Raw genomic sequence first — 22118 nt, forward strand, 5'->3', positions numbered from 1 at the left:
CTGGGCCCGCACCACCCCGGCGAGCGAGCACTCGTCACACAGCGCGATGGCGGCGTAGCCGCGCGTGGCCGCCACCTCGACCAGCCGCTCGGGGTCGGGAGTGGCGGCCAGGAAGCTGAAATTGGAACGGGCGGACAACTCGGCATGGGCACTCATACGAATAATGTACATAAATACAGTATTCGGAATCCAGCACCCGTTGCGACAAACGGCAAGTCGAAAAGGCCGCGCAACGGGCTAGCTGGCAGTTGATCCGGGAAACCGGATCTGCAATTGTTCAAGGGAAACGTCGAAAATCGATCACAACGCGGGAGAGGTCGATGAAGCAGCCATCAAAGCCGACCCGGGACGACACCGCCACCTCCCGACACGAGACAGAGGACGAGCGTCGAGGGACCTCCGCCCCGCTCCGTGACCCCGTGGGGCCGGGAGCGTCCTCGACCGGCACGAATCCGCCGGCCGAGGTGCAGCGAGGTGAGGACAAGGCCATCAGTGGCGACCTGTGGCCGGGACCACGTTACGCCCGCCTGGTCGAGCGGCTGAAGACGTGGATCGGCAAGCCGGTGCATGTCTCGATCTTTTCCTTCAACGGCTCCTTCCTCAAGGAAGGGCAGTCGTACCGGCTGCTTGACGTCGTCCCCTACCCGGCCCCGCAAAGCCACCCCTACCCGGCAAAGCGAGCCTATCCCCACATGCTCATCCTCGAATCCAGCCGACCGCCGGATCGAGACGATGCCTACTGGCGAAACGGCGTACTGCACGGCGGCGCAATCAATCTCGCGCACGTCGGCAGCATCACCGCCAGCGCCTTTCCGGGCGCCCCGGAAGACTGGATCTACGGCAACCTCGACCTGCTCTCTCGCTACTACGGCCGCCCGGCGGCGGACCTGCTGGAAGACGGCACCGTGCCGACAGAGGCCCTGATGGCAGCGCCCGACTCGGTCTGGCTGACCACTGACGACCGCCAACGGCTCGCCGGCCTGCTCGAATCGCCCTGATTCCTCCGTGCGGGGGATTCAGCCGTCGTGTGCCGCCAAAAGCCGCAGGAATCCCTCGCCGTACTTCTCGAGCTTGTGCTCGCCGACGCCGGAGACCGCGGCCATTTCCTCGAGGCTTGACGGGCGGACCTCCAGCATGTGCTTGAGGGTGGCATCGCTGAACACCATGTACGGCGGGATGCCCTGTTCCTCGGCAAGCCGCTTTCGGTGGGCACGCAGGGATTCCCACAGCGGTTCATCCTCGGCCGGGACCGGAGCCTGCCCGGACCGCTCGCGACGCTTTGTCTTCGCCCGCTTCGTCTCCGGTCGCAGGCGAAGGGCTTCGTCGCCTCGCAGCACGGCGCGCGCACTGGGATCGAGATGCAGGCCGCCATGGCCTTCGGCGTCCACCGCGATCAGCCCGCGGGCGATCAACTGGCGGAACAACCCGCGCCAGGCCGCCGCGGACAACTCGGTGCCGATGCCGAAAGTCGAGATCCGGTCGTGGCCGAAACGGCGCATGCGGTCATCGGCCTCGCCGCGCAACACCGAGACAAGGTAGTTCACGCCGAAGCGCTGGCCGGTGCGATGGATGCAGGACAGGGCCTTCTGCGCCGCCACGGTGGCATCCCAGGTCTCCGGTGGCTCGAGGCAGTTGTCGCAGTTGCCGCAGGGCTCGGCCAGTGTCTCGCCGAAATAGGCCAGCAAGGCCTGGCGGCGGCAGGTAGTCATCTCGGTCAGCCCGAGCATCGCATCGAGCTTGGTGCGCTCGATGCGCTTGATGCGCTCGTCGGCCTCGGAACCGGCCATCATCTGCCGCAGGGTGAGCACGTCCTGCAGGCCGTAGTCCATCCAGGCATCCGCAGGCAGGCCGTCGCGCCCGGCCCGGCCGGTCTCCTGGTAGTAGGCCTCGATGCTCTTGGGGAGATTCAGGTGGGCGACGAAGCGCACGTCGGGCTTGTCGATACCCATGCCGAAGGCGATGGTCGCGACCACGATCACCCCCTCCTCGGCGAGAAAGCGTTCCTGCACCTCGCGACGGTGTTCGGCGGAGAGCCCCGCGTGGTAGGGCAGCGCGACCAGGCCCTGCTTCGTCAGCCACTCGGCGGTCTGCTCGACCTTCTTGCGAGACAGACAGTAGACGATGCCGGCCTCCCCGGGGTGCTCCTCGCGAATGAAGCGCAGGAGGCGATCGCGGCTGCCGCCAGCCCCTTGGCTGATCCGATAGCGGATATTGGGCCGGTCGAAGCCGGAGACGAACCGTCGCGCATCGTCCAGCCGCAGCCGGCCGACAATCTCCTCGCGGGTGGCCTCGTCGGCGGTGGCGGTCAGCGCGATGCGCGGGATGCCGGGAAACCGGTCGGCCAGCTCGCCCAGGCGGATGTACTCCGGCCGGAAGTCGTGCCCCCACTGCGAGACGCAGTGCGCCTCGTCGATTGCCACCAGGTTGACGTTCACCTCGGCCAGCCGTTCGAGCATGCCCGGCATCATCAACCGCTCGGGGGCGACGTAGAGCAGGTCCAGTTCACCGGCGTGCAGGCGGCGGAAAACCTCCCTGGCCTCGTCGGCCGAGAGACTGGAATTGAGGAAGGCGGCGGCCACGCCCAGTTCTCGAAGGGCGGCGACCTGGTCCTGCATCAGGGCGATCAGCGGCGACACGACGATCGCCGTGCCGGGCATGGCCAGCGCCGGCACCTGGTAGCACAGCGACTTGCCGCCGCCGGTGGGCATTAGTACCAGCGCGTCGCGACCGCCGACGACCGTCTCGATGACCGCGTCCTGCGGCGAACGGAAATCGTCGAAGCCGAAAACGCTCCTGAGTATGTCTCTTGGTGTGCCCTGCATGGCGCTATTGGGCCAGAATCACGTCGCAATGCAAGTGGCGAAGGCGCGGTTCCAGGGACCGAACGGATGGACGCCTTAACAAAAGTCCATTAGGGTGCAATTCTCGACACGAACCATGACAACGTGACAGGAATACCTGCATGGACCTCGACAATATGGACGCCCTCGACAAGGCGACCCGTCCGAGCCGCCGCGAGATGTACCGCTTCGGCTGGGCACTGCTGTTCGTCATCGCGGTGGCTGCCTTCACCTACCTGACCCAGGGGCACGTCAGCCTGGTCATGGTCATGGCGGCGGTGATCGGTGCCTACATGGCCATGAACATCGGCGCGAACGACGTGGCCAACAACGTCGGACCCGCCGTGGGCTCCAAGGCCCTGACCCTGGGCGGGGCGATCGCCATCGCGGCGATATTCGAGTCCGCCGGGGCCATCATCGCCGGCGGCGACGTGGTGACCACCATCAAGGGCGGCATCATCGACCCGGCGGAAATCGGCGACCCGATGACCTTCGTCTGGCTGATGATGGCAGCCCTGCTCGCCGCGGCCATCTGGCTGAACCTGGCCACGGCCTTCGGCGCTCCCGTCTCCACCACGCATTCGATCGTCGGCGGCGTGATGGGCGGCGGCATCGCGGCGGCCGGATGGGGTATCGCCAACTGGGGCACGGTCGGCCAGATCGTCGCCAGCTGGGTGGTCTCACCCCTGCTGGGCGGGCTCATCGCCGCGGGCCTGCTCTATCTCATCAAGCGCAGCATCACCTACCAGGGCGACCTGATCGCCGCGGCCAAGCGGCGCGTGCCCTGGTTCCTCGCGCTGATGGCCTGGGCCTTCGCCACCTATCTCGTGATCAAGGGAGTCAAGAAGGTCGTCGAGATCCCCTTTTCCGGCGCCGTCCTGATCGGGCTGGTCGCCGCGGCGATCGTGTTCGTCGCCGTCCGCCCGCTGGTCGCCCGTGCCGCCGACCGCATGGAGGAAAACAGCAAGGCGAGCGTCAACCGCCTGTTCACCCTTCCGCTGATCTTCGCCGCCGCCCTCCTGAGCTTCGCCCACGGCTCGAACGACGTGGCCAACGCCGTCGGTCCGCTGGCCGCGATCAACGATGCCCTGACCGAGGCCGGCACGGCCGCCAAGGCAGCCATCCCGCTGTGGATCATGGGGATCGGGGCGCTGGGTCTTGCTGTTGGCCTGGCCCTCTACGGCCCGAAGCTGATCCGCACGGTCGGCCACGAGATCACCGACATCGACCAGATGCGGGCCTACTGCATCGCCATGGCCGCGGCCCTGACGGTAATCGTCGCCTCGCAGCTCGGCCTGCCGGTTTCGACCACCCACGTGACCATCGGTGCGGTCTTCGGCGTCGGCTTTCTGCGCGAGTACCTCAAGTCGAACTACGACCGCATCGAGCAGCAGGTCCGTGATCTTCATCCGGAGGGTGACGACGACGAGGTGATACGCGAGTACCTGGAACGCTTCCGCTCCGCCTCGCTCAAGCAGAAGGAGCAGATGCTCCAGGATCTCAAGGACAAGAACGCCCGCCGCGAGGCCCACATCAGCAAGCGCCAACGCAAGGACCTCAAGAAGATCTACAAGCGCGAACTGGTCAAGCGCTCGCTGGTACTCAAGGTCGTCGCCGCCTGGGTGATCACCGTCCCGGCTGCAGCCATCCTCGCGGCCGTCTTCTTCTATCTCATGCAGGGACTCATGCCCGGATGAACCGCCGGGCGGCGTGAAGGCGATACACTGCCGGCATGCCTGCCACACCCTGCCACCCTGCCGACCTGATCGCCGCCGTCGAGGCCGCGATGCCGGCATGGCGCTCGGCTCGGCACCGCCTGCCGATCGTCATCAGCGGATCATCCGACTGGGTGCTGGAATGCGCCCGGTCGCTGGCGGATAACGACACCCTGTGGATCGGCCCCGATGCTCCGGCGGGGCAACGCTCACTGACGTTCGGGCGTGCCCGAGAGTCGTTGGGTGGAGAATGCGGGCAACTGGTATTCAACGCCCTCGAGGGGATCGATCCCGACGCGCTGGGCGCCGCCGCCGGCCTGCCCCGGGGTGGCGGCCGCATGCTCTGGCTCACCCCGCCGCTGGACGACTGGCCGCAACGGGCCGACCCGGAACTCGCCCGCATCACGCCCTACCCGCTGTCCTATCGCGACGCCGGCAACGCCTTCGTGCAACGGATGGCAGACTGCCTGCAAGCCGAGCCCCGCATATGGCGTATTGCCGAAGGTCGGCCCTTGCCACCGCCGCCCAGGCCGCTCCCGGACGACTCGGCATCTCCGCTTGCCGATGACGAGGGCTGCCGCACGGCCGACCAGTGCAAGGCCGTCGACCAGATCCTGGCCGTGGCCCGGGGCCGTCCGAGGCGACCGCTGGTGCTGCGCTCGGACCGTGGCCGAGGCAAGTCCTCGGCCCTGGGTATCGCCGCCGCACGCGTCCTCGCCGCGGGGCTGGGCGACGTCCTGGTCACGGCACCTCGCCGAGCGGCGGTCGAGCCGTTGTTCGAACAGGCGGCCCGCCAGGCCGGGATCTCGGCGACCAACGACGGAGATGTAAGGTGTGGTGACAACCGCCTGCGCTTCGTGCCACCGGACGTGCTGATCGATCAGTCCCCGCAGGCCCGGCTGCTGCTGATCGACGAGGCCGCCGCCCTGCCCGCCGGGATGCTCGAATCCCTGTTCCATCGCTACCCGCGCGTCGTCTTTTCGACCACCGAGCATGGCTACGAGGGCACCGGGCGAGGCTTTGCCATTCGCTTTGCCGCACTGCTCGATCGTCTGGCCGTCTCGGTGCGGCGACTGACGCTCACCACCCCGATCCGCTGGGCACCCGATGACCCGCTCGAGGCGCTGGTCGACCGGTTCCTTCTCCTCGATGCCGATCCGGCACCTGACGAGGCGATCGACGCGACCACCACGGCCGACATCCGGCCGGTGCCTCCGGCCGAACTGATAGCGGACGAGCGCCGGCTCGCCGAGTTGTTCGGGCTGCTGGTTACCGCCCACTACCGAACCACACCTCGGGACCTGCGCCAGATGCTTGACGTCCCCGCCAGCACGGTCTGGGAGGGTCGCTCGAACGGGCACGTACTCGCCACGGCCCTGACGCAGGATGAAGGCGGACTGCCCCCGGATCTGGCCGAGGCGGTGTTCGCCGGCGAACGCCGGGTCCGGGGTCACCTGCTGCCGCAAACGATGGCGACCCATGCCGGTGAACCGCGATGGACGGGACTGCGCGGTCGACGCATCCAGCGAATCGCCGTTCACCCGGCCGCCCGACGGGCCGGGCTGGGCACCCGGATCGTCCGGGGCATCACCGAGCGGGCCGCGGAGGACGGGCTCGACTTTCTCGGAGTCAGTTTCGGCGTGGAAACGGATCTACTGAACTTCTGGCTGGCGCAGGGACTGACTCCCCTGCATCTTGGCCAGCATCGCGACCACTCCTCGGGGCGACAATCGCTGGTCATGGCGCGTGGGTTGAATGCCCGAGGGCAACTGGCGATCGATCACTCGGCCAGGCGCTTTCAGACCCGGCTGCCCGTGCTGGCCGCCGGCCCCCTACGCACCACCGATCCGCGGTTACTGGCAGGCCTGCTCGACACCCCCACGGACGTGCCAGTCGCGCCTCCACCCGCCGACTGGGCGCAGATCGAGGCCTGCGCGCTGCGTCGCCACCCCATCGATGCTGCCCTGCCGGCGCTGAGAACCTTTTTGAGTGTCGCGCTGGGAAGCTCCGAGGTCCGCACGAGGGTCGACGAGCAACAGCGCGCCCTCTTGGTCGCCCGCTTCCTGCAGTTGCGCGAGATGCTCGACCTGGCGGCCGGCTTCGGGCTCGACGGGCGGCCGGCCATCGACCGACAATGCCGGCGATCCCTGCGTCACGTGCTCGCCGCCCTCGAGCCCGGGGATGCCAGAGGCGGCGATCGCAGAATTCGGCAATAATGACCGACGGCCCCGTTCGGAGCACCATCACCGCAGCCCGACAGGCACCCCCTCGACAATCACGGAAAGCCGATCATGAAAGTCGCCTTTTTCTCCGCCAAACCCTATGAACGGGAGGCATTCGAGGCACTCGACCACGACCACGAGATCACCTACCTCGAGGAACGCCTGACCGAAACAACGGCGCATCGATGCCAGGGGCACCGGGCCGTCTCCGTATTCACGAACGACATCCTCGACGCGACCGTGATCCATACGCTTGCCCGCGAGGGCTGCGAGGTCATCGCGCTTCGCTGCGCTGGCTGCAACCACGTGGATTTCGACGCCGCCGATGAGACCGGCATGCGAGTCGTGCACGTCCCCGCGTATTCGCCCCACGCGGTCGCCGAGCACGCCGTGGCACTCATGATGGCCGTCATTCGACATGTCCACCGTGCCGCCGACCGAGTACGCAACGGCAACTATGCCCTGCACGGCCTGACCGGCTTCGACGTCGTCGGCAAGACGGTCGGGGTGATCGGCACCGGCAGGATCGGCACGGCATTCGCCCGCATCCTCGGGCAGGGCTTTCGAGCACGGGTGATCGCCCATGACCCGGCTCCGAACCGGGCCTGCCGAGAAATGGGCGTGGAATACACCTCCCTCGGGTCGCTCCTCGACCAGTCGGACATCATCGCCCTGCACTGCCCGCTGACCGAGCAAAGCCACCACCTGATCGATGCCGAGGCGATCGCGGCGATGAAGCCCGGCGTGGTGCTCGTCAACACCGCACGAGGCGGGGTGATCGATACGCTGGCCGTGATCGACGGACTCAAGAGCGGACGGGTCGGCGCGCTGGCGATCGACGTCTACGAACACGAAGGACCGCTGTTCTTCGAGGATCGCAGCGACGAGATCCTCAAGGACGACACGTTCGCCCGGCTGCTGACCTTTCACAATGTACTGATCACCGGCCACCAGGCATTTCTGACACACGACGCGCTCGAACAGATCGCCCGGCAGACCGTCGCCAACCTGACCTGCATCGAAACCGGCGCGGCCTGCGAACGCGAGATCACGCCGGCCGACCTGCAGGCCGACTGACCCGACCCCGCCGGGGCGCTACAATGCCCCCTTTTGCCGGCATGCCCATGGACCTGATCACCCCGCTACAGCTCTCGCACCTCGAGCCCATCGCCCAGGGCGCGCAGAAGCTCGTCTTCCGCCACCCGGAGGACCCGAGGGTACTGGTCAAGGTGATCAACCCTCGCTTCATCGAGCGCCACGACCGTCGCGACACCTTCTACAAGAAGCGTCGGCGCATCGGCCATCACCGGGCCTTCGCCCGCGAGATGATCGAGCACCTGGTCTCGCGGGCCCTGCACCCCGGCCGGCTGGCACCGTGCCCTCACATCCAGAACATCCTGGGCGTGGTCGACACCGACATGGGCGCGGCGCTCCTGGTCGAGGCCGTGCTCGACGAGAACGGCGATCTGGCCCCCACTCTTCAGGATCTGCTGGAAACCGGGCGCTATGGCGAGCGCGAGCAGCAGGCGCTCGAGACCTTCTTCGACTGGGCGCTGGCCTCGAACGTGCTGATCAACGACCTCTCCACGGACAACCTCGCCCGGCACCCGGACGGGCACTTCGTGATGATCGACGGGCTGGGCGATCGCGCCGGCATCCCGATCCGCGCGGTCAGCCCCTGGTTCAACCGCCTCTACAAGCGGAAGAAGATCCGCCAGCTCCGCGAGGAGATCGAGTCGCTGCGACAATGCGATTGACCCCGTGGCACGGGTGACCGCTCCCAGTCGCGTCCAGCGGTTCCCTGCTAATCTCCGTACGGAAAACACAGGGAGGAAACCATGCGCCCCGAAACCATCGCCCTGCACACGGGCTACGAGCCGGACGACCAGCACGCCGTGGCCGTGCCCATCCACCAGACCACCTCGTACAGCTTCGACAACGCCCAGCACGCCGCCGACCTGTTCGACCTCAAGGTCCAGGGCAACATCTACTCGCGCATGATGAATCCCACCTGCGGGGTGCTCGAGGCGCGCGTGGCGGCACTCGACGGCGGCATCGGCGCGCTGGCGACGGCCACCGGCATGGCCGCGATCACCTACGCGATCCAGACCATCGCCCAGGCCGGCGACAACATCATCTCGATCAGCGAGCTCTACGGCGGCACCTACAACCTGTTCGCCCACACCCTGCCCCGCCAGGACATCGAGGTGCGTTTCCACGACAAGGACGACTTCGCCGGTATCGAGGCCTCGATCGACGGACGCACCCGCGCGATCTACTGCGAATCGATCGGCAACCCCTCGGGCAGCGTCGCCGACATCGAGCGACTGGCCGATATCGCCCATCGCAACGGCCTGCCGCTGATGGTCGACAACACCGTCGGCACGCCCTTTTTGCTCAAGCCCATCGACTTTGGCGCCGACATCGTGATCCACTCGGCGACCAAGTACATCGGCGGCCACGGCACCACGCTCGGCGGGGTGATCGTCGACTCGGGCAACTTCGACTGGGCCGCGCACCCGGAGCGCTTCTCGCTGCTGATCGAACCCGATCCTTCCTACCACGGCGTGAGCTACACCAACGACGTCGGCCAGGCCGCCTTCATTACCCGGGCCCGCGTGGTGCCGCTGCGAAACACCGGCGCGGCCCTGTCGGCACAATCCGCCTGGAACCTGCTGCAAGGGCTGGAGACGCTCTCGCTGCGCATGGACCGCATCTGCGAGAACACTCAGGAAATCGCCGAATTCCTCGAGGGCCACCCACAGGTCAGCTGGGTGCAGTACGCCGGCCTGCCCGAGCACAAGGACCACCGCCTGGCGCAGAAGTACATGGACGGTCGCGCCTCGGGCATCCTCAGCTTCGGACTGAACGGGGGCCGCGAGGCGGGCGTGAAATTCTACGACGCGCTAAAGCTGATCCTGCGGCTGGTCAACATCGGCGATGCCAAGAGCTGCGCGGCCATCCCCGCCTCGACCACCCACCGCCAGCTCAATGACCAGGAACTGCGCGCAGCCGGGGTGCCGCCGGACATGGTGCGCCTGTCGATCGGCATCGAGCACGTCGACGACCTGATCGAGGACCTGGACCAGGCGCTCAATGCCGCGCACTGAGGTCTATGAGCGGGCCGGGCCCGCTAAAGCCGCACCAGCGGGTGTCCCCATCCATTAGGCCGCCGAGGCTCTCGTAGCGGGGACACGCACCTGTCGGCGCGTTTCGCGCTAAGGGGAAACTCCCACAGGAAAACGGCCGTCTCAGGCGAGAAGCACGGCGATGATGCCGGTGATGAAAATGCCGTCGAAGGTCCCCGCCCCGCCGATGGACGCCACCGGCGAGCCCATCTTGCGGATGTCCTTCAGGCGCAGCAGGTCGGCCCCGATCAGCACGCCGAGCGTGCCGCCCACGTACGCCAGTGCCGGGCTGTGCTCCGGGTCGATGACGATTCCGGCCATGGCGGCTGCCAGCGGCGCGATGATGATCGGCATGCCGATGCCGAGCCCCGGCACGGGACGGCTGGCGTAGTAGGACACGGCCGAGACCGTGCCCACGGCCAGCAGGTAGTCGAACGCTGCCGCACCGGCGTTGAGCACCAGGTAGGCGGAAAACGTCAGCGGCAGCAGGCAGCCGCCCAGGTTCACGGCCACCGTCGTGTACCCCTCGAAGGGTATCTGGCGGTGTTTCAGCAGGCTGCGAAACGGCTCGGGTGGCGGTTCGTCGGGTTCCTCGGCTTCCATGCGGAACAGGGGCAGGTTCACCAGGCTGCCCAGCAACGAGACGAACAGGAGCGTCATTCCCGCTTCCGGGTCGAGCCCGAGCTTGTCGAAGGCGATCTGCAGCGCCCCGACCTGGATCAGGACGAAAAGAAATACCAGCCCGAACAGGGCGAACAGGAACGGGCCGCCCGGCATCGCCCTTCAGTCTCCGCGGATCGCCAAGACGACCACGAAGGCGTATTCGCCGCGCCCGGGCCGCAGGGGCTCGATGTCCCGCGTCTCGGCCAGCGAATGGGCCAGGGTCTGCCCCCAGGCGTCAACGCGAAAGCCGCCGTCCTCGAGGAAGCCGGCCACCTCGTCGGCAGAGTAGAAGGTGGCGTCCCGGTAGAACACGCTCTCGTGCTGGTGCGCCGTGTAATGCCGGCCGAGCGTGCTCTCCCGGTCGATGAACCCGATCACCAGCCGACCGCCCGGCCGAAGCACGCGGCGGGCCTCGGCCACCATCGCGGCGGGCGAGTCGACGAAGCAGATGGTGGTGACCACCAGGGCGTGGTCGAAGCGGCCCGCCGCGAACGGGAGGCCCTCCGCGACCCCCTCCACCACATCGATGCCGCGTTCGGCCGCGTATCCCAGCATGGCCGGTGAAGGGTCGACACCCACCTTCACGCCCAGCGGCCCGGCGAACCGACCGCTGCCAACACCGATCTCCAGACCCTCGCCCTCCCAGGGAACGAACGGCCGCAGAGCGAGCAGTTCGGAGAGATAGGCGGCCTCGTGATGCTCGAACCACGCTTCATAGCGCTGGTGATGGGCTTCGAAAGAGGCTTCTCTGGCCATGGGCGCATTTCCTCGGTCTTTCGTGGGGGGACAGGGCGTTCGCGGGACAGTCAACGTGTCCCGGCGACGAGAGACGACGGGCGCGACGCTTCGTCAAGGACACGCCCGAGGGTAGCGAGTCGGTCGACAGGCACGTAGTCCCGGCCGGCCAGGCTCGGCAGGCTGTCACTCCCTGGCGTCATCGCCACCTGCTCCAGCGCGCGCCAGACCAGCTCGGAGCAGTACATGGCCAGGTGGTCGTCGAGTCGAAAGCTCGTGTCAAACGGCGTGCCTCGCCTCAGTTGAATATCCAGCCACTCGCCGACCCGCGCGCGCTTTCCGGCATCGAGCGCAGGGCGCACCACCCGGACGTACCGGGCCTGCCCGGTGAACGCGGCGAACGACTCGCGCCGGATTCTCCCGCCCAACGGCGAACCATCCATGTGTACCACGGCGACCCCCTTGCCGTCGCGGATGACCATGCCGGCATGGCTCCAGCGGCTGTCCCCGTCGGCGAACCGCCGGGCGACGAAGCCCCAGGCGCTGTCGTTGCCCAGCAGCACGATGTCTCCCGTTCGCAGTTCGTCGGCGGACGCGACTCCGGCCGCAAGACCGAGAATCAGGGCAAGGATTGCCCTCAGAGGTCGGCTTCGCACTGCTTGGCGGCAATCAGCAGTTCCTGCATGGTGCCATCATCGAGCACCTGCGCCGCTTCGGACTGGCTGACATCTCCCTGCTCCGCGACCATGAATTCCGCGAGCCTGCCGAACCGGTCATCGTCGAGATTCCTCTCAAGGCGGTCGGCCATGCACTGGCAACCGGTTTCGTCGCTCGAGTTCTCGACGCAGGCCGACGTGAAATCCGCCTTCGGACTCGAACACCCCGTCAGCCCCCAGATCGCCGCGGCCACCGCGGCCAGTCCCAGGACCATCCCTGTCTTCGTCTGCTGCATCCGATTTTCTCCTTCTGCCTTGTTTCGGGGGGTCCCAGTCTATCGCGCCGGCCCGCCCCCGCAACCCGCCTGACAGTGAGCCGGAGACGGGGAACTCACCCCCCCTTCCACCTTGATCCAGGGCCATTCGCCACCGGATTCATGCACCCGGCTTCCGGACCGGTAGAATCCGGCGACCCCTTCAACCGACGAGGCCAAAGAATGGACGTACTGCGATCGTCCCTCACACGGGTGAGACAGCTCATCGGCCCACCCACGACGCGGGTCGGGTGGCGCGAAATTTCCATATCGGGCATCGCCGCCCTGGTGGGCATTTACGCGGTCCACACGCTGACCGCCTGGGTGGCCGGCCCACTTGCCGCGGTGTTCATGGTGGCATCGATGGGTGCGGCGGCCGTGCTGCTGTTCGCCGTGCCGCACGGGGCGCTGTCGCAACCCTGGCCTGTCTTCGGGGGGCAAGCCGTCTCGGCGATTGTCGGCGTAAGCGCCGCCCAGTGGATCGCCGATCCGTCCCTCGCTGCAGGGGTCGCCGTGGGGGGTGCCATCGCCGCCATGCAGTGGCTGCGCTGCGTGCACCCGCCCGGCGGGGCCACGGCTCTGGTGGCCGTGATCGGCGGCTCGGCGGTGCACGATCTGGGGTACGGGTTCGTCGTCATCCCCGTGTTGGCCAACACCCTGATCATCTTCGTGGTAGCCGTGGCAGCCAACTATCCCTTTCCCTGGCGGCGCTACCCGATCGGCCTGGCTCGGTTCGAAGAGCCACCGGCCCCGCCGTTGTCGAGCGATCATCTGCAGGCCGCCATCCAGGACCTGAACGTGGTGGTCGACATCACCCCGGCCGAGCTCGATGCCATCGCCCGCCGCGCGATGACCCACGCCACGCAGGACAATTCCGCCCTGCAGGTCCCGATCGGCAAGCGTTACGTGCAAGCCCATGCCGGCGAGAATCTCACCATCCACAAGCGGCTGGAGCGCACCGACGAAGGAGATGCCCATGGCCGCATCACGCTCAACGTGGTCAGTCCCCCGGACGGGAAGTAACGACCGGCCGGCAGGGCCTTGCCACTCAGCCCTCGGCCGGGGCCCCGCTGCGCTTGCGGTACGGGCCGTATAGGGCGGCCAGGGCCAAGACGATGCCGGACACGGTGGCGATCATGCCGGCCGCGCTGACCGCGTCGTCCGCACCGAACCACAGCGGCCCGTGGCCGGCGAGGACGTAGCCGATCACCGCCGAGAAAACGGCGAAGGCCACCGACCAGAGCACCTGGACCTCCAGCCGATTGGTCATCAGGCGCGCGGCGGCCGGCGGGCAGATGAACATGGCGATCACGATTATCGAGCCCACCGCGTCGAACGCCGCCACCGCGGCCACCGCAGCCACGATCACCAGCGCGAGCCCGATGGCATTGGTGCGCATGCCCAGCACTCGGGCGAAGTCCTCGTCGAAGGTGGATATCTTGAGCGGTCGCCAGAAGAACAGCGTGAACAGCAGGACGCCCAGACAGACGATGGCGATGCGCGGCAGCTCCGGCGGCAGGCCCGCCAGTGCGGCCGGGTCGAGCAGCGACCCCCAGCCCTCGGCCTCCACCCAGATCAGGCTCTCCAGGTTCCCGTAGAGGGCATGCTCGACGTCCAGGTGCACCGACGAGGTGTCCGACTGCTCGAGCAGCAGCACGCCCGCGGCGAACAGCGCAGTGAAGGCCACCCCCATGGCCGCTCCCGGCTCGATACGCCCCAGGCGCTTGATGGTCTCGATCAGCACCACCGCCACGATGGCCGCCCCCGCTGCCCCGAGCATCATGGGGATCGAGCTCACAACGCCAGTCAGCAGGAACGCCACGACGATCCCCGGCAGCACTACGTGACTGATCGCGTCGCCGATCAGTGCCTGACGACGCAGCACCAGGAAGTTGCCCGGCAGGGCGCAGGCGATGGCCGCCAGCACCCCGATGAGCAGCGGGACGAGCGAGAGCATGACGAATTCGCTACCCATCACCCGCTCATCCCGCAGTCGTGTGCGATCCGTTGATCGATGTCACGGATCTCGTCATCGGTCAGCCACTCCTCGATCGGGGTGAGACCGTCGTAACGTGCCGCCACGGATTCATGCGAATGCAGGCGACGGGCGATCGCCCAGCGCGCCTCGTCCCGGCAGGCCTTCGCCGCCCTCTCCCGGCCCTTCTCGGTAGCCACCCCGTCGGGCCGGGCCAGCCCTTCACGGACCAGCAGCGACAGCGTGTAGCGTTCGTAGATGGGCTGGTCCCGGGCCAGCGACAGCAGCCCCTGGCGCAGGTGGATCCGTCGCTGCTGCCGCCGATGGCGCAGTCCGGCCGCCACCACGCCGCGTCCCGGCGCCAGCAGCAGGGAGAGCACGAACAGGGCGAACGCGGTGAGGACGATGATCGGCCCGGTGGGCAGTGCCGGAGCCGTGGCGGAGATGGCGGCACCGACGAACCCGGCCATCGCGCCGAGGGCTCCGGCGATCCAGACGACGCGCTCGGTCCGCTCGGTCCAGAAACGGGCGGTCACCGGCGGGATGATGAGCAGGGCGACGATCAGCACCAGACCGACGACCTTGAGCCCGATGATGGTCACCGCCAGCACCAGCCCCATCATCGCGAGATCTACCCGGCGGACGTTGACCCCGGCGGAGGCGGCGAAGCCCGGGTCGAACGCCACCATGGTCATGGGGCGACGCAGAAGGTACACCAGCGAGACCGCCAGCGCTCCCCCCACGGCGATCAGCACCGCGTCGCCGTAGACCATCCCGGCGGTGGCCCCGAGCAGGAACTCCTCCAACCCCGCCTGCCGCCCGGCCGACATCGTCTGGATCACCGTCAGCAACACGACGCCGAAACCGAAGAAGACCGAAAGCACCGCACCGATTGCCGCATCCTCGGACAGGCGGGTATTGCGAGTCAGCCAGTGCATGGCCAGCAGCCCTAGCGCCGCGGTGAGCGCCGAACCGGCGAGCAGCCCGACCAGATTCCGCCCCTCTCCCCCGAGGGCCACCATCACGATGAACGCCAGGCCCACGCCGGGCAGGGTCGAATGGCTGATGGCGTCCGAGACCAGCGCCCGCTTGCGCAGGAACAGAAAGGTACCGGATGCCCCGGCGGCCAGCCCCAGCAGGCCGGCGCCAACGGCGACCAGGGTAGCGTTATAGCCGAGTTGGAGGGTGAGGGCCTCGAGCAGCATCAATGGCCACCGAGTTGCAACTGATCGATCTGCGCGGTGGCCAGACGGCCGCCGTAGGCGCGCTGGAGATTGTCCTCGGTGAACGCCTCGGCCACCGGTCCCTCGGCCACCTTGCGGACATTGATCAGCAGGACACGATCGAAGTAGTCGTTGACGGTCGACAGGTCATGGTGAACGACCACCACGGTACGGCCCTCGGCCTGCAGTGACTTGAGCACCTCGACGATGGCCCGCTCGGTGGCGGCGTCCACGCCGGCGAAAGGCTCGTCGAGCAGATACAGGTCGGCCCCCTGCGCCAGCGCCCGGGCCAGGAACACCCGTTGCTGCTGGCCGCCGGACAATTGCCCGATCTGGCGGTCGGCGAAGTCCTTCATCCCCACCCGGTCGAGGCAGTCGAGTGCCCGGCCGCGATGGCGATCGCGCACCAGCCCCAGCAAGCCGAGCTCGCGAGCCATGCCCATGAGCACCACGTCGATCACGCGAGTGGGAAAGTCCCAGTCCACCGTGGCGCGCTGCGGGACGTAGGCGATCCGGTGACGCGCGCGCGCCAAAGGCTCGCCGAAGACCGTCACCGTGCCGGACAGGCGGGGAATGATCCCGAGAATCGCCTTGAGGCTGGTGGACTTGCCGGCGCCGTTCGGCCCGATGATGGCCGTCATGGAGCCCTTCTCCACCGTCATGTCCAGCGAGAACACGGCCGGCTTCTGTCCGTAGGCGACCGTCAGCCCACGGACCGCCAGCGGCTTGTCCACCAGCTCCGGCAGACGGCTCGTACCCTGGGTGGCGCTTCTGAGTGCATCAAGCATCCAATCTCATCCTTTCACGGCCAACTGCCGCGGCAACAGGCATCACTCAGTGGCCGGCCAGACGGCCCTGCATGCCGCCTGCCGGTGCCTCGCCCCCGAGGGCACGGGTGATCGTGGTGACATTGTGGTCGATCATCCCGATGTAACTGCCCTCGTAGGACCCGTCCGGCCCCATCGCGTCGGAGAACAGCTCCCCGCCGAGCGATATCTCGTGCCCCCGGGAGGCCGCCCCCTCGATCAGCGCGCGAATATTGCGATCGGACACGGAGCTCTCCACGAACACTGCCTGCACGTCGCGCTCGACCAGCAGGTCGACCAGCGTACGAATACGCGAGAGACCGGCCTCCGACTGCGTCGAGATGCCCTGGATGCCTACCACCTCGAAGTCGTATGACCGGCCGAAGTAGCCGAAAGCATCGTGGGCCGTCAGCAGCACGCGACTTCCGTCGGGCACGGTGGCCGTGACCCGGCGGGCATAGTCGGCCAACTGCGCGAGATCGGCGCGGAAACGGTCGGCATTGTCGCGGAACACATCCGCATCGTCCGGGCTCGCCTCGATCAGGGCATCGCGCACGATGAGCACCACCCGCGACCACAGGTCGGGGTCCATCCAGACGTGCGGGTCGATCCGGTCATCGTACTCCGCGTGCGACAGCAGGTCGTCGGTCGGCAGGGATTCCGCCATGGCAACCACGGACTGGCGGCGAGCAAGCTTCTCGAGAAAGCCCTCCATCTGCGCCTCGAGGTACAGGCCGTGCCAGAGCACCAGGTCTGCACGGGTCATCGCCACGATGTCGGTACGCGTTTGACGATAGCCGTGCGGGTCGACACCCGATCCCATCAGCGCCCGGACTTCCACCCGGTCGCCGCCGACCTCGCGTACCGCGTCGGCGATCATGCCGGTGGTGGCCACCACGCTCAGCCGCTCACCGGCCTGTGCCACGCCGGAAAGGCACAGCAGGCCGGCCAGAGACATGAATATCCCGCGCCAACACGCAGCCAGCGAACCCGTTCCCATTGCCGATATCCTTTGATTCCGATGTGTGCCCTGCCCCGGCCAACACGGTCCGGAAGCAGGATTAGCCTTGACTAACTTTCAGGGAAACCTATCGCCTAACCCACTCCCAAGTCAATAGCGGCAGAAACCACACTCCAACGCCACGCCCCTGTGCCTCGATTACGGCAGGCAACAGAGCCGGCCCGCGATCGAGCCACCGGCCCGGCGGAATCAGGAGAAGAGGAAGAACGGAGCGGTCGAAGCCGCGGCACTCAGAGCTTGGGCTCGCGGACCCGCAAGGCGGCCTGACCGGTCTCGGTCGAGAGGCTGTTGATGATGTGACAGAACAACTCGGCGGTCTTCTGCGCATCGTAGAGTGCACCGTGTGCCCGGCTGTTGTCCCAGTCGAAACCGGCAGCGGTGACCGCCTTGGCCAGCACGGTCTCCCCGACGGCCACCGCGGCCGCGGTGACCGTGTCCAGCGTGGAGAACGGATGGAAGGGATTGCGCTTGTAGCCCGTGCGCTCGCAGGCAGCCTTGACCACGGAGAGGTCGAACGGCGCGTTGTGTCCCACCAGGATGGCGCGACGCGCGTTGAGCGCCTTGACCTGACGACGGATCGGGCGGAAGAACGCATCGAGGGCGGCGCGCTCCTCCATGGCCTCGCGCTCGGGGTCGGAAGGGTCGATACCGTGGATCTTGATCGAGACAGGGTCGACCACCGTCAATGCACTGGGATGCACCGAGACGGCGACCTCCTCGGCGGGATAGAGCCGCCCGTGCTCGTCGACCTCCAGCAGCACGGCCGCCAGTTCCAGCAGGGCATGCCCCTGCGGGTCGAGCCCGCCCGTCTCGACGTCCACGACCACGGGCACGAAGCCGCGAAAGCGGCGCGCGATGTTGGGGGTTTCCTGCTCGGTACGCTCTGCGCTCATGGCGACCGGCTCAACCCAGATCCAGGCGGCCGCGCCAGGAGGTGACGGTGTTGTGCATCAGCATGGCGATCGTCATCGGCCCCACCCCGCCGGGCACCGGGGTGATGTACCCGGCCCGATCGGCGGCGGCCTCGAAGTCGACGTCACCGTACAGCGAGCCGTCCTCGCGCCGATGGATGCCCACGTCGATGACAATCGCTCCCTCCTTGATCCACTCGCCCTTGACCAGCCCGGGCTTGCCGGCGGCGACCACTACCAGGTCCGCGCGGCGGACATGATCGGCCAGGTCCCTGGTGAAGCGGTGGCAGACGGTCACGGTCGCTCCGGCCAGCAGCAGTTCGAGCGCCATGGGACGACCAACGATGTTCGAGGCCCCCACGACCACCGCTTCCATGCCGTGAAGATCCCGCCCGGTCTCGTCGAGCAGGCGCATCACGCCATAAGGAGTGCAGGGACGCAGGCCGGGGCGGCGGATGGCCAGCCGCCCGATGTTCGCCGGGTGGAACCCGTCGACGTCCTTGTCCGGATCGATACGCTCGATGATCGAGTCGGCACTGAGATGCTCTGGCAGCGGCAACTGCACCAGGATACCGTCGACGCGCTCGTCGACGTTGAGCTCGTCGATCAGGGCATCGAGCTCCGCCTGGGTGACGCTCTCGTCGAGGTCATGCGAGAACGAGGCGATACCCAGCTTGGCGCAGGCCTTGCGCTTGTTGGCGACGTACACGGACGAGGCCGGATCCCCGCCCACCTGCACCACCGCCAGCCCGGGCGGACGATGGCCGTTCTCGGTGTAGGCGGCGATGGTCTCGGCCAGCCCGGCGCGCACGGCGGCGCCAACGGCTCGCCCGTCAAGGAGTCTTGCAGTCATGGGGCATGCATCACGTGCGGGAAAGGCGTGATTGTCGCATGCACCCCGGGCGGACTCAATCGAGCCGACGCGGGGACACCCACCGCCCTACGCCGGTTCGAGCCGCCGCCGGCTGCGCCTGGGGGCATCGGGGTGCGGACGGGGATGACCGATCAGGAACCCCTGGGCATGGTCGATGCCAAGCTCGCGGACCTGCTCGAGCACCTCTTCGCCCTCGACGAATTCGGCGATGGTCTCGATGCCGAGTTCGCGGGACAGTTCGGCGATCAGGCGAACGAAGGCGCGATCACGGGGATCGTCGAGCAGGTTGAGGACGAAATCGCCCTCGATCTTGAGGAAGTCCACCGGCAGGTGCTTGAGGTAGTGGAAGGAGGAAAACCCGGAGCCGAAGTCGTCGATGGCGAACTTGAAGCCCTCGAGACGCAGCTCCTGGACGAACGTCTCCAGCACGTGGATGTTCCTGACCGTGTCGCGCTCGGTGATCTCGAACACGATCCGCGCCTTGTCGATGCCCGCGGTCTCCACGATGGAACGCACCGTGGGAATGAACTCCGCCAGCACCAGGGCCCGGGGCGAGAGGTTGACGAACACCAGGCCGTCGAACTCCACGGCGCGGATCTCGGTCAGCGCCTTCTCGATCACGATGTAGTCGATGCGGTCGATCACGCCCATCTTCTCGGCGATCTCGATGAACTCCGAGGCGCCCATGACCGAATCGCCCAGGTCGATGCGCGAGAGCACCTCGACGGCTTTCACGCGGTTGCTGTCGAGGGAGAGGATCGGCTGGAAATACGGCACGATGCGCCGCTCCTCGACCGCCCGCTGGATGGTCAGCCCCTTCTCGCTGATCGAGCGGAAGACGTCCATGACGTCCTCCTCGCTGGGCACCGCCACCCTCGCCTTACCCTCGGCCTTGGCCTTGTACATCATGTTGTCGGCGAACAGGAACAGGTCCTTGGGCTCGGCGGCATGGTCGGGGTAGACCGCGATGCCGATGGAGGCCGACGCCGTGACCGACTCGCCGTCCGGCGCGGACAGCGCGATCCGGTCGGTCATGGCCAGCACGCGGTTCGCCACCACGCAGGCCCGCTCGAGATCGGTCTCGGGGAGCACCACGACGAACTCGTCGCCGCCGTAGCGGGCGAAGATGTCGCCGCGCTTGAGCCCCTTGCCGACCGCCTCGGCGAAAGTCTTGAGGAAGGCGTCACCGAAGGCGTGGCCGTAGCTGTCGTTGACCAGCTTGAAATTGTCCAGGTCGAGCAGCAACAGCGAGAACTTCTGCTCGTGCCGGCCGGCGCGCTCGATCTCGTAGGAGATCAACTCCCAGAACACCCGCTGGTTGTACAAATCGGTCAGCGGGTCGCGGGTGGCGTAGTACTCCAGGTCGCGCGTGTACTTGAAGATCGCCTTGACCGAACCGACGACGTTGAGCAGCGTCGAGAGCACGCTCTCGATCACCAGCAGCCGGGTCTCGTCGTTGACCACCTCCGCCTGCACGCCGATGCCGACGATCCCGCCGATCTTGGGCGAGTCGACCAGCAGCGACTTCACCTGCACGCGCACCTCGGACTCGTCGAGCTCGATTTCCGCCCCCTCCGGGTCGGCGACGTGGTGATTGACATGGACCAGCGTGGCATCGCCGAGGGTCGGGTGCCGGTCCATGTGCTCGCGCACCTCGCGCTCGAGCATCCGCCTGCTCGAGTCGGCCGGCGGCGTCCGCCAGAAGACGTCGAGGTCGAACAGCTCGTCGTCGACCTTGAAGATGGAGAACAGGGTGTAGGTGTCGATCACCTCGTTGATGTCGGTCATCAACCGGCAGATGTAGTCGTGCCAGTCGCGCACCACCTCGGAGGTGATGATGAACTTCTCCAGGAGCTTGATCTCGAACTCGAGCAGGTCGCGGTCGACCGCCACGGAGCGGAACTTGTCCACCACCTGGCCGAAGCTGCGGAACACGCGATTGAGCTCGTCGAAGCCGAGATCCGCGTCGTCCAGCGACAGCCGGCGCAGGTCGGCCACGCGGTTGACCTCCTCGGCGTTCCTTTCGAGCAGCCGCACCGAGCGGGTGATCCGGCGGTTGACGAACAGGGTGATCAGAAACGCGCCGATGACCGGCAGCGGCGCCAGCAGTCCCAGCCAGAAGAAGAAGTTCTCCCGGGTCTCGGCCACCGTGCCGGAGAAGTCCTGCGAGACGTCGATCACCCCCAGCACGTCTCCGGCCTCGGCGGTGGCGTGACAGGCGAGACACTTGTCCTCGGCGACCAGCGGGAAGGTGTAGCGCACCTCGTGCTCGGCGGCGGTCTCGACGGTCTCGCCGCGGTCGAAGGCCGCGACCACCGTGTCGTCCATCGTCTCCTGCTCGACCTGCCCGTACTGCGCGGCGACCACCGGCCCGCGGAAGATCTCGAGCTGGTAGCCGCTGCCGTCGAGCGCATCCCGGTTGGCGGCGACGAAATCCTCGAGCTGCTCGCGGGACCAGCCGGTGCTCATCAGCTGGTACATCGAGCTGAAGGTCGAACGGGCGAGGATGTCGGCATCGCGCATCGCGCCCTGCTGGACCGACTGGTTGAAAATGGAGGAGACCAGCAGGTAGGCGCCGCCGAAGAACAGCAGCGACACCAGGAGCGACATGCCGAGGATGAACGACTTGATCGTACGCATGGGCAAACGAATCCATGTTGCAGGATGCCCGCCGGGCCGGCGTCGGCGGCCCGGCGGGGCCATGATCCATCAGGTGACGGACACGCTCCGGCGGGAAGCGCCACCGGAACATGCGCCCGTGAAGATATGTCGATGGTAGGGAGGCCGCCATCCGGCGGCAACGGAGCGAAACGCTCGGGTATCGGGGACAGCCCGGGGGAGGTCAGCCGGCGACTTCCGCCGGCAGCAGCATGTCGCGCGCGATGCGCCCGTCACGGGTTCGCCGCATCGGCGGCAGGGCGTCGAGGATCTGTCGCCCGTAGCCCTTGGTCTGCAGCCGGGGATCGCAAAGCACCATGACACCGCGGTCACCGGTGTCGCGGATCAGGCGCCCCACCCCCTGCTTGAGGGTGATG

20 protein-coding genes are annotated in these 22118 nt (G+C 67.4%); 7 read left to right on the forward strand and 13 right to left on the reverse strand.

The features are described from left to right. Positions 1-320: 320 nt before the first annotated feature. Positions 321-998, forward strand: coding sequence for a hypothetical protein (locus ACESL5_RS06820; protein ID WP_372592026.1), 678 nt, complete (start codon positions 321-323; stop codon positions 996-998). A gap of 18 nt (positions 999-1016) precedes the next feature. On the opposite strand, the gene recQ is transcribed toward ACESL5_RS06820, so the two are convergent. Further along, a complete protein-coding gene (recQ, locus tag ACESL5_RS06825; protein WP_372592027.1) occupies positions 1017-2822 on the reverse strand; it encodes a DNA helicase RecQ in 1806 nt (601 codons plus the stop codon). A 140-nt stretch (positions 2823-2962) separates the two neighbouring features. Between recQ and ACESL5_RS06830 the strand changes: the two genes are divergently transcribed. The 5 genes from ACESL5_RS06830 to ACESL5_RS06850 all read left to right on the forward strand — a co-directional run bounded on the left by ACESL5_RS06830 (position 2963) and on the right by ACESL5_RS06850 (position 9887). Beyond that, positions 2963-4537 carry an inorganic phosphate transporter gene (locus ACESL5_RS06830; RefSeq protein WP_372592028.1) on the forward strand — a complete coding sequence of 525 codons (1575 nt, stop codon included), beginning with the start codon at positions 2963-2965 and terminating at the stop codon, positions 4535-4537. Positions 4538-4572: 35 nt separating this feature from the next. Next, positions 4573-6771, forward strand: a complete 2199-nt coding sequence (locus tag ACESL5_RS06835; protein WP_372592029.1) for a tRNA(Met) cytidine acetyltransferase TmcA — start codon at positions 4573-4575, stop codon at positions 6769-6771. 75 nt (positions 6772-6846) lie between these two features. Next, positions 6847-7854, forward strand: coding sequence for a 2-hydroxyacid dehydrogenase (locus ACESL5_RS06840; RefSeq protein WP_372592030.1), 1008 nt, complete (start codon positions 6847-6849; stop codon positions 7852-7854). A gap of 23 nt (positions 7855-7877) precedes the next feature. Then, on the forward strand, positions 7878-8534 hold the full coding sequence (locus ACESL5_RS06845; protein ID WP_372592031.1) for a YrbL family protein: 657 nt from the start codon (positions 7878-7880) through the stop codon (positions 8532-8534). Positions 8535-8615: 81 nt separating this feature from the next. Beyond that, entirely contained in the window at positions 8616-9887 is a 1272-nt protein-coding gene (locus ACESL5_RS06850) for an O-acetylhomoserine aminocarboxypropyltransferase/cysteine synthase family protein (RefSeq protein WP_372592032.1), read from the forward strand. A 141-nt stretch (positions 9888-10028) separates the two neighbouring features. Here ACESL5_RS06850 and ACESL5_RS06855 read toward each other — a convergent pair whose 3' ends face one another. Genes ACESL5_RS06855 through ACESL5_RS06870 form a run of 4 tightly spaced genes read right to left on the reverse strand, consistent with a single transcriptional unit; the run spans position 10029 to position 12255 of the window. Next, the gene (locus ACESL5_RS06855) at positions 10029-10682 is read right to left on the reverse strand and encodes a DUF1614 domain-containing protein (RefSeq protein WP_372592033.1); all 654 of its coding nucleotides are present in this window, start codon (positions 10680-10682) and stop codon (positions 10029-10031) included. Between the two features lie 6 nt (positions 10683-10688). Further along, positions 10689-11324 (reverse strand): class I SAM-dependent methyltransferase, encoded by a 636-nt coding sequence (locus ACESL5_RS06860; RefSeq protein WP_372592034.1) that lies wholly within the window; start codon positions 11322-11324, stop codon positions 10689-10691. 50 nt (positions 11325-11374) lie between these two features. After that, positions 11375-11959, reverse strand: coding sequence for a YiiX/YebB-like N1pC/P60 family cysteine hydrolase (locus ACESL5_RS06865; protein WP_372592035.1), 585 nt, complete (start codon positions 11957-11959; stop codon positions 11375-11377). Continuing rightward, positions 11941-12255, reverse strand: a complete 315-nt coding sequence (locus ACESL5_RS06870; protein ID WP_372592036.1) for a hypothetical protein — start codon at positions 12253-12255, stop codon at positions 11941-11943. Before ACESL5_RS06870 ends, ACESL5_RS06865 begins: the two co-directional genes overlap by 19 nt. A gap of 201 nt (positions 12256-12456) precedes the next feature. On the opposite strand from ACESL5_RS06870, the gene ACESL5_RS06875 reads away from it, so the two are divergent. Beyond that, positions 12457-13296, forward strand: a complete 840-nt coding sequence (locus ACESL5_RS06875; RefSeq protein WP_372592037.1) for an HPP family protein — start codon at positions 12457-12459, stop codon at positions 13294-13296. Positions 13297-13321: 25 nt separating this feature from the next. On the opposite strand, the gene ACESL5_RS06880 is transcribed toward ACESL5_RS06875, so the two are convergent. The 8 genes from ACESL5_RS06880 to ACESL5_RS06915 form a co-directional block, all read right to left on the reverse strand. Beyond that, the gene (locus ACESL5_RS06880; protein ID WP_372592038.1) at positions 13322-14248 is read right to left on the reverse strand and encodes a metal ABC transporter permease; all 927 of its coding nucleotides are present in this window, start codon (positions 14246-14248) and stop codon (positions 13322-13324) included. Then, entirely contained in the window at positions 14248-15453 is a 1206-nt protein-coding gene (locus ACESL5_RS06885; protein WP_372592039.1) for a metal ABC transporter permease, read from the reverse strand. Before ACESL5_RS06885 ends, ACESL5_RS06880 begins: the two co-directional genes overlap by 1 nt. Continuing rightward, a complete protein-coding gene (locus ACESL5_RS06890) occupies positions 15453-16259 on the reverse strand; it encodes a metal ABC transporter ATP-binding protein (RefSeq protein WP_372592040.1) in 807 nt (268 codons plus the stop codon). Before ACESL5_RS06890 ends, ACESL5_RS06885 begins: the two co-directional genes overlap by 1 nt. Before the next feature lie 46 nt (positions 16260-16305). After that, entirely contained in the window at positions 16306-17235 is a 930-nt protein-coding gene (locus ACESL5_RS06895) for a metal ABC transporter solute-binding protein, Zn/Mn family (RefSeq protein ID WP_372592041.1), read from the reverse strand. A gap of 293 nt (positions 17236-17528) precedes the next feature. After that, positions 17529-18191 carry a ribonuclease T gene (rnt, locus tag ACESL5_RS06900; protein WP_372592042.1) on the reverse strand — a complete coding sequence of 221 codons (663 nt, stop codon included), beginning with the start codon at positions 18189-18191 and terminating at the stop codon, positions 17529-17531. Positions 18192-18201: 10 nt separating this feature from the next. Then, on the reverse strand, positions 18202-19062 hold the full coding sequence (gene folD / locus ACESL5_RS06905) for a bifunctional methylenetetrahydrofolate dehydrogenase/methenyltetrahydrofolate cyclohydrolase FolD (RefSeq protein WP_372592043.1): 861 nt from the start codon (positions 19060-19062) through the stop codon (positions 18202-18204). Positions 19063-19149: 87 nt separating this feature from the next. Beyond that, on the reverse strand, positions 19150-21723 hold the full coding sequence (locus ACESL5_RS06910) for a putative bifunctional diguanylate cyclase/phosphodiesterase (RefSeq protein ID WP_372592044.1): 2574 nt from the start codon (positions 21721-21723) through the stop codon (positions 19150-19152). A gap of 202 nt (positions 21724-21925) precedes the next feature. Beyond that, positions 21926-22118 (reverse strand): helicase C-terminal domain-containing protein (locus ACESL5_RS06915; protein WP_372592045.1); only part of this gene is annotated, 193 nt, incomplete at its 5' end.

The sequence above is a fragment of the Guyparkeria sp. genome (genome assembly GCF_041687595.1).
Lineage (GTDB): Bacteria > Pseudomonadota > Gammaproteobacteria > Halothiobacillales > Halothiobacillaceae > Guyparkeria.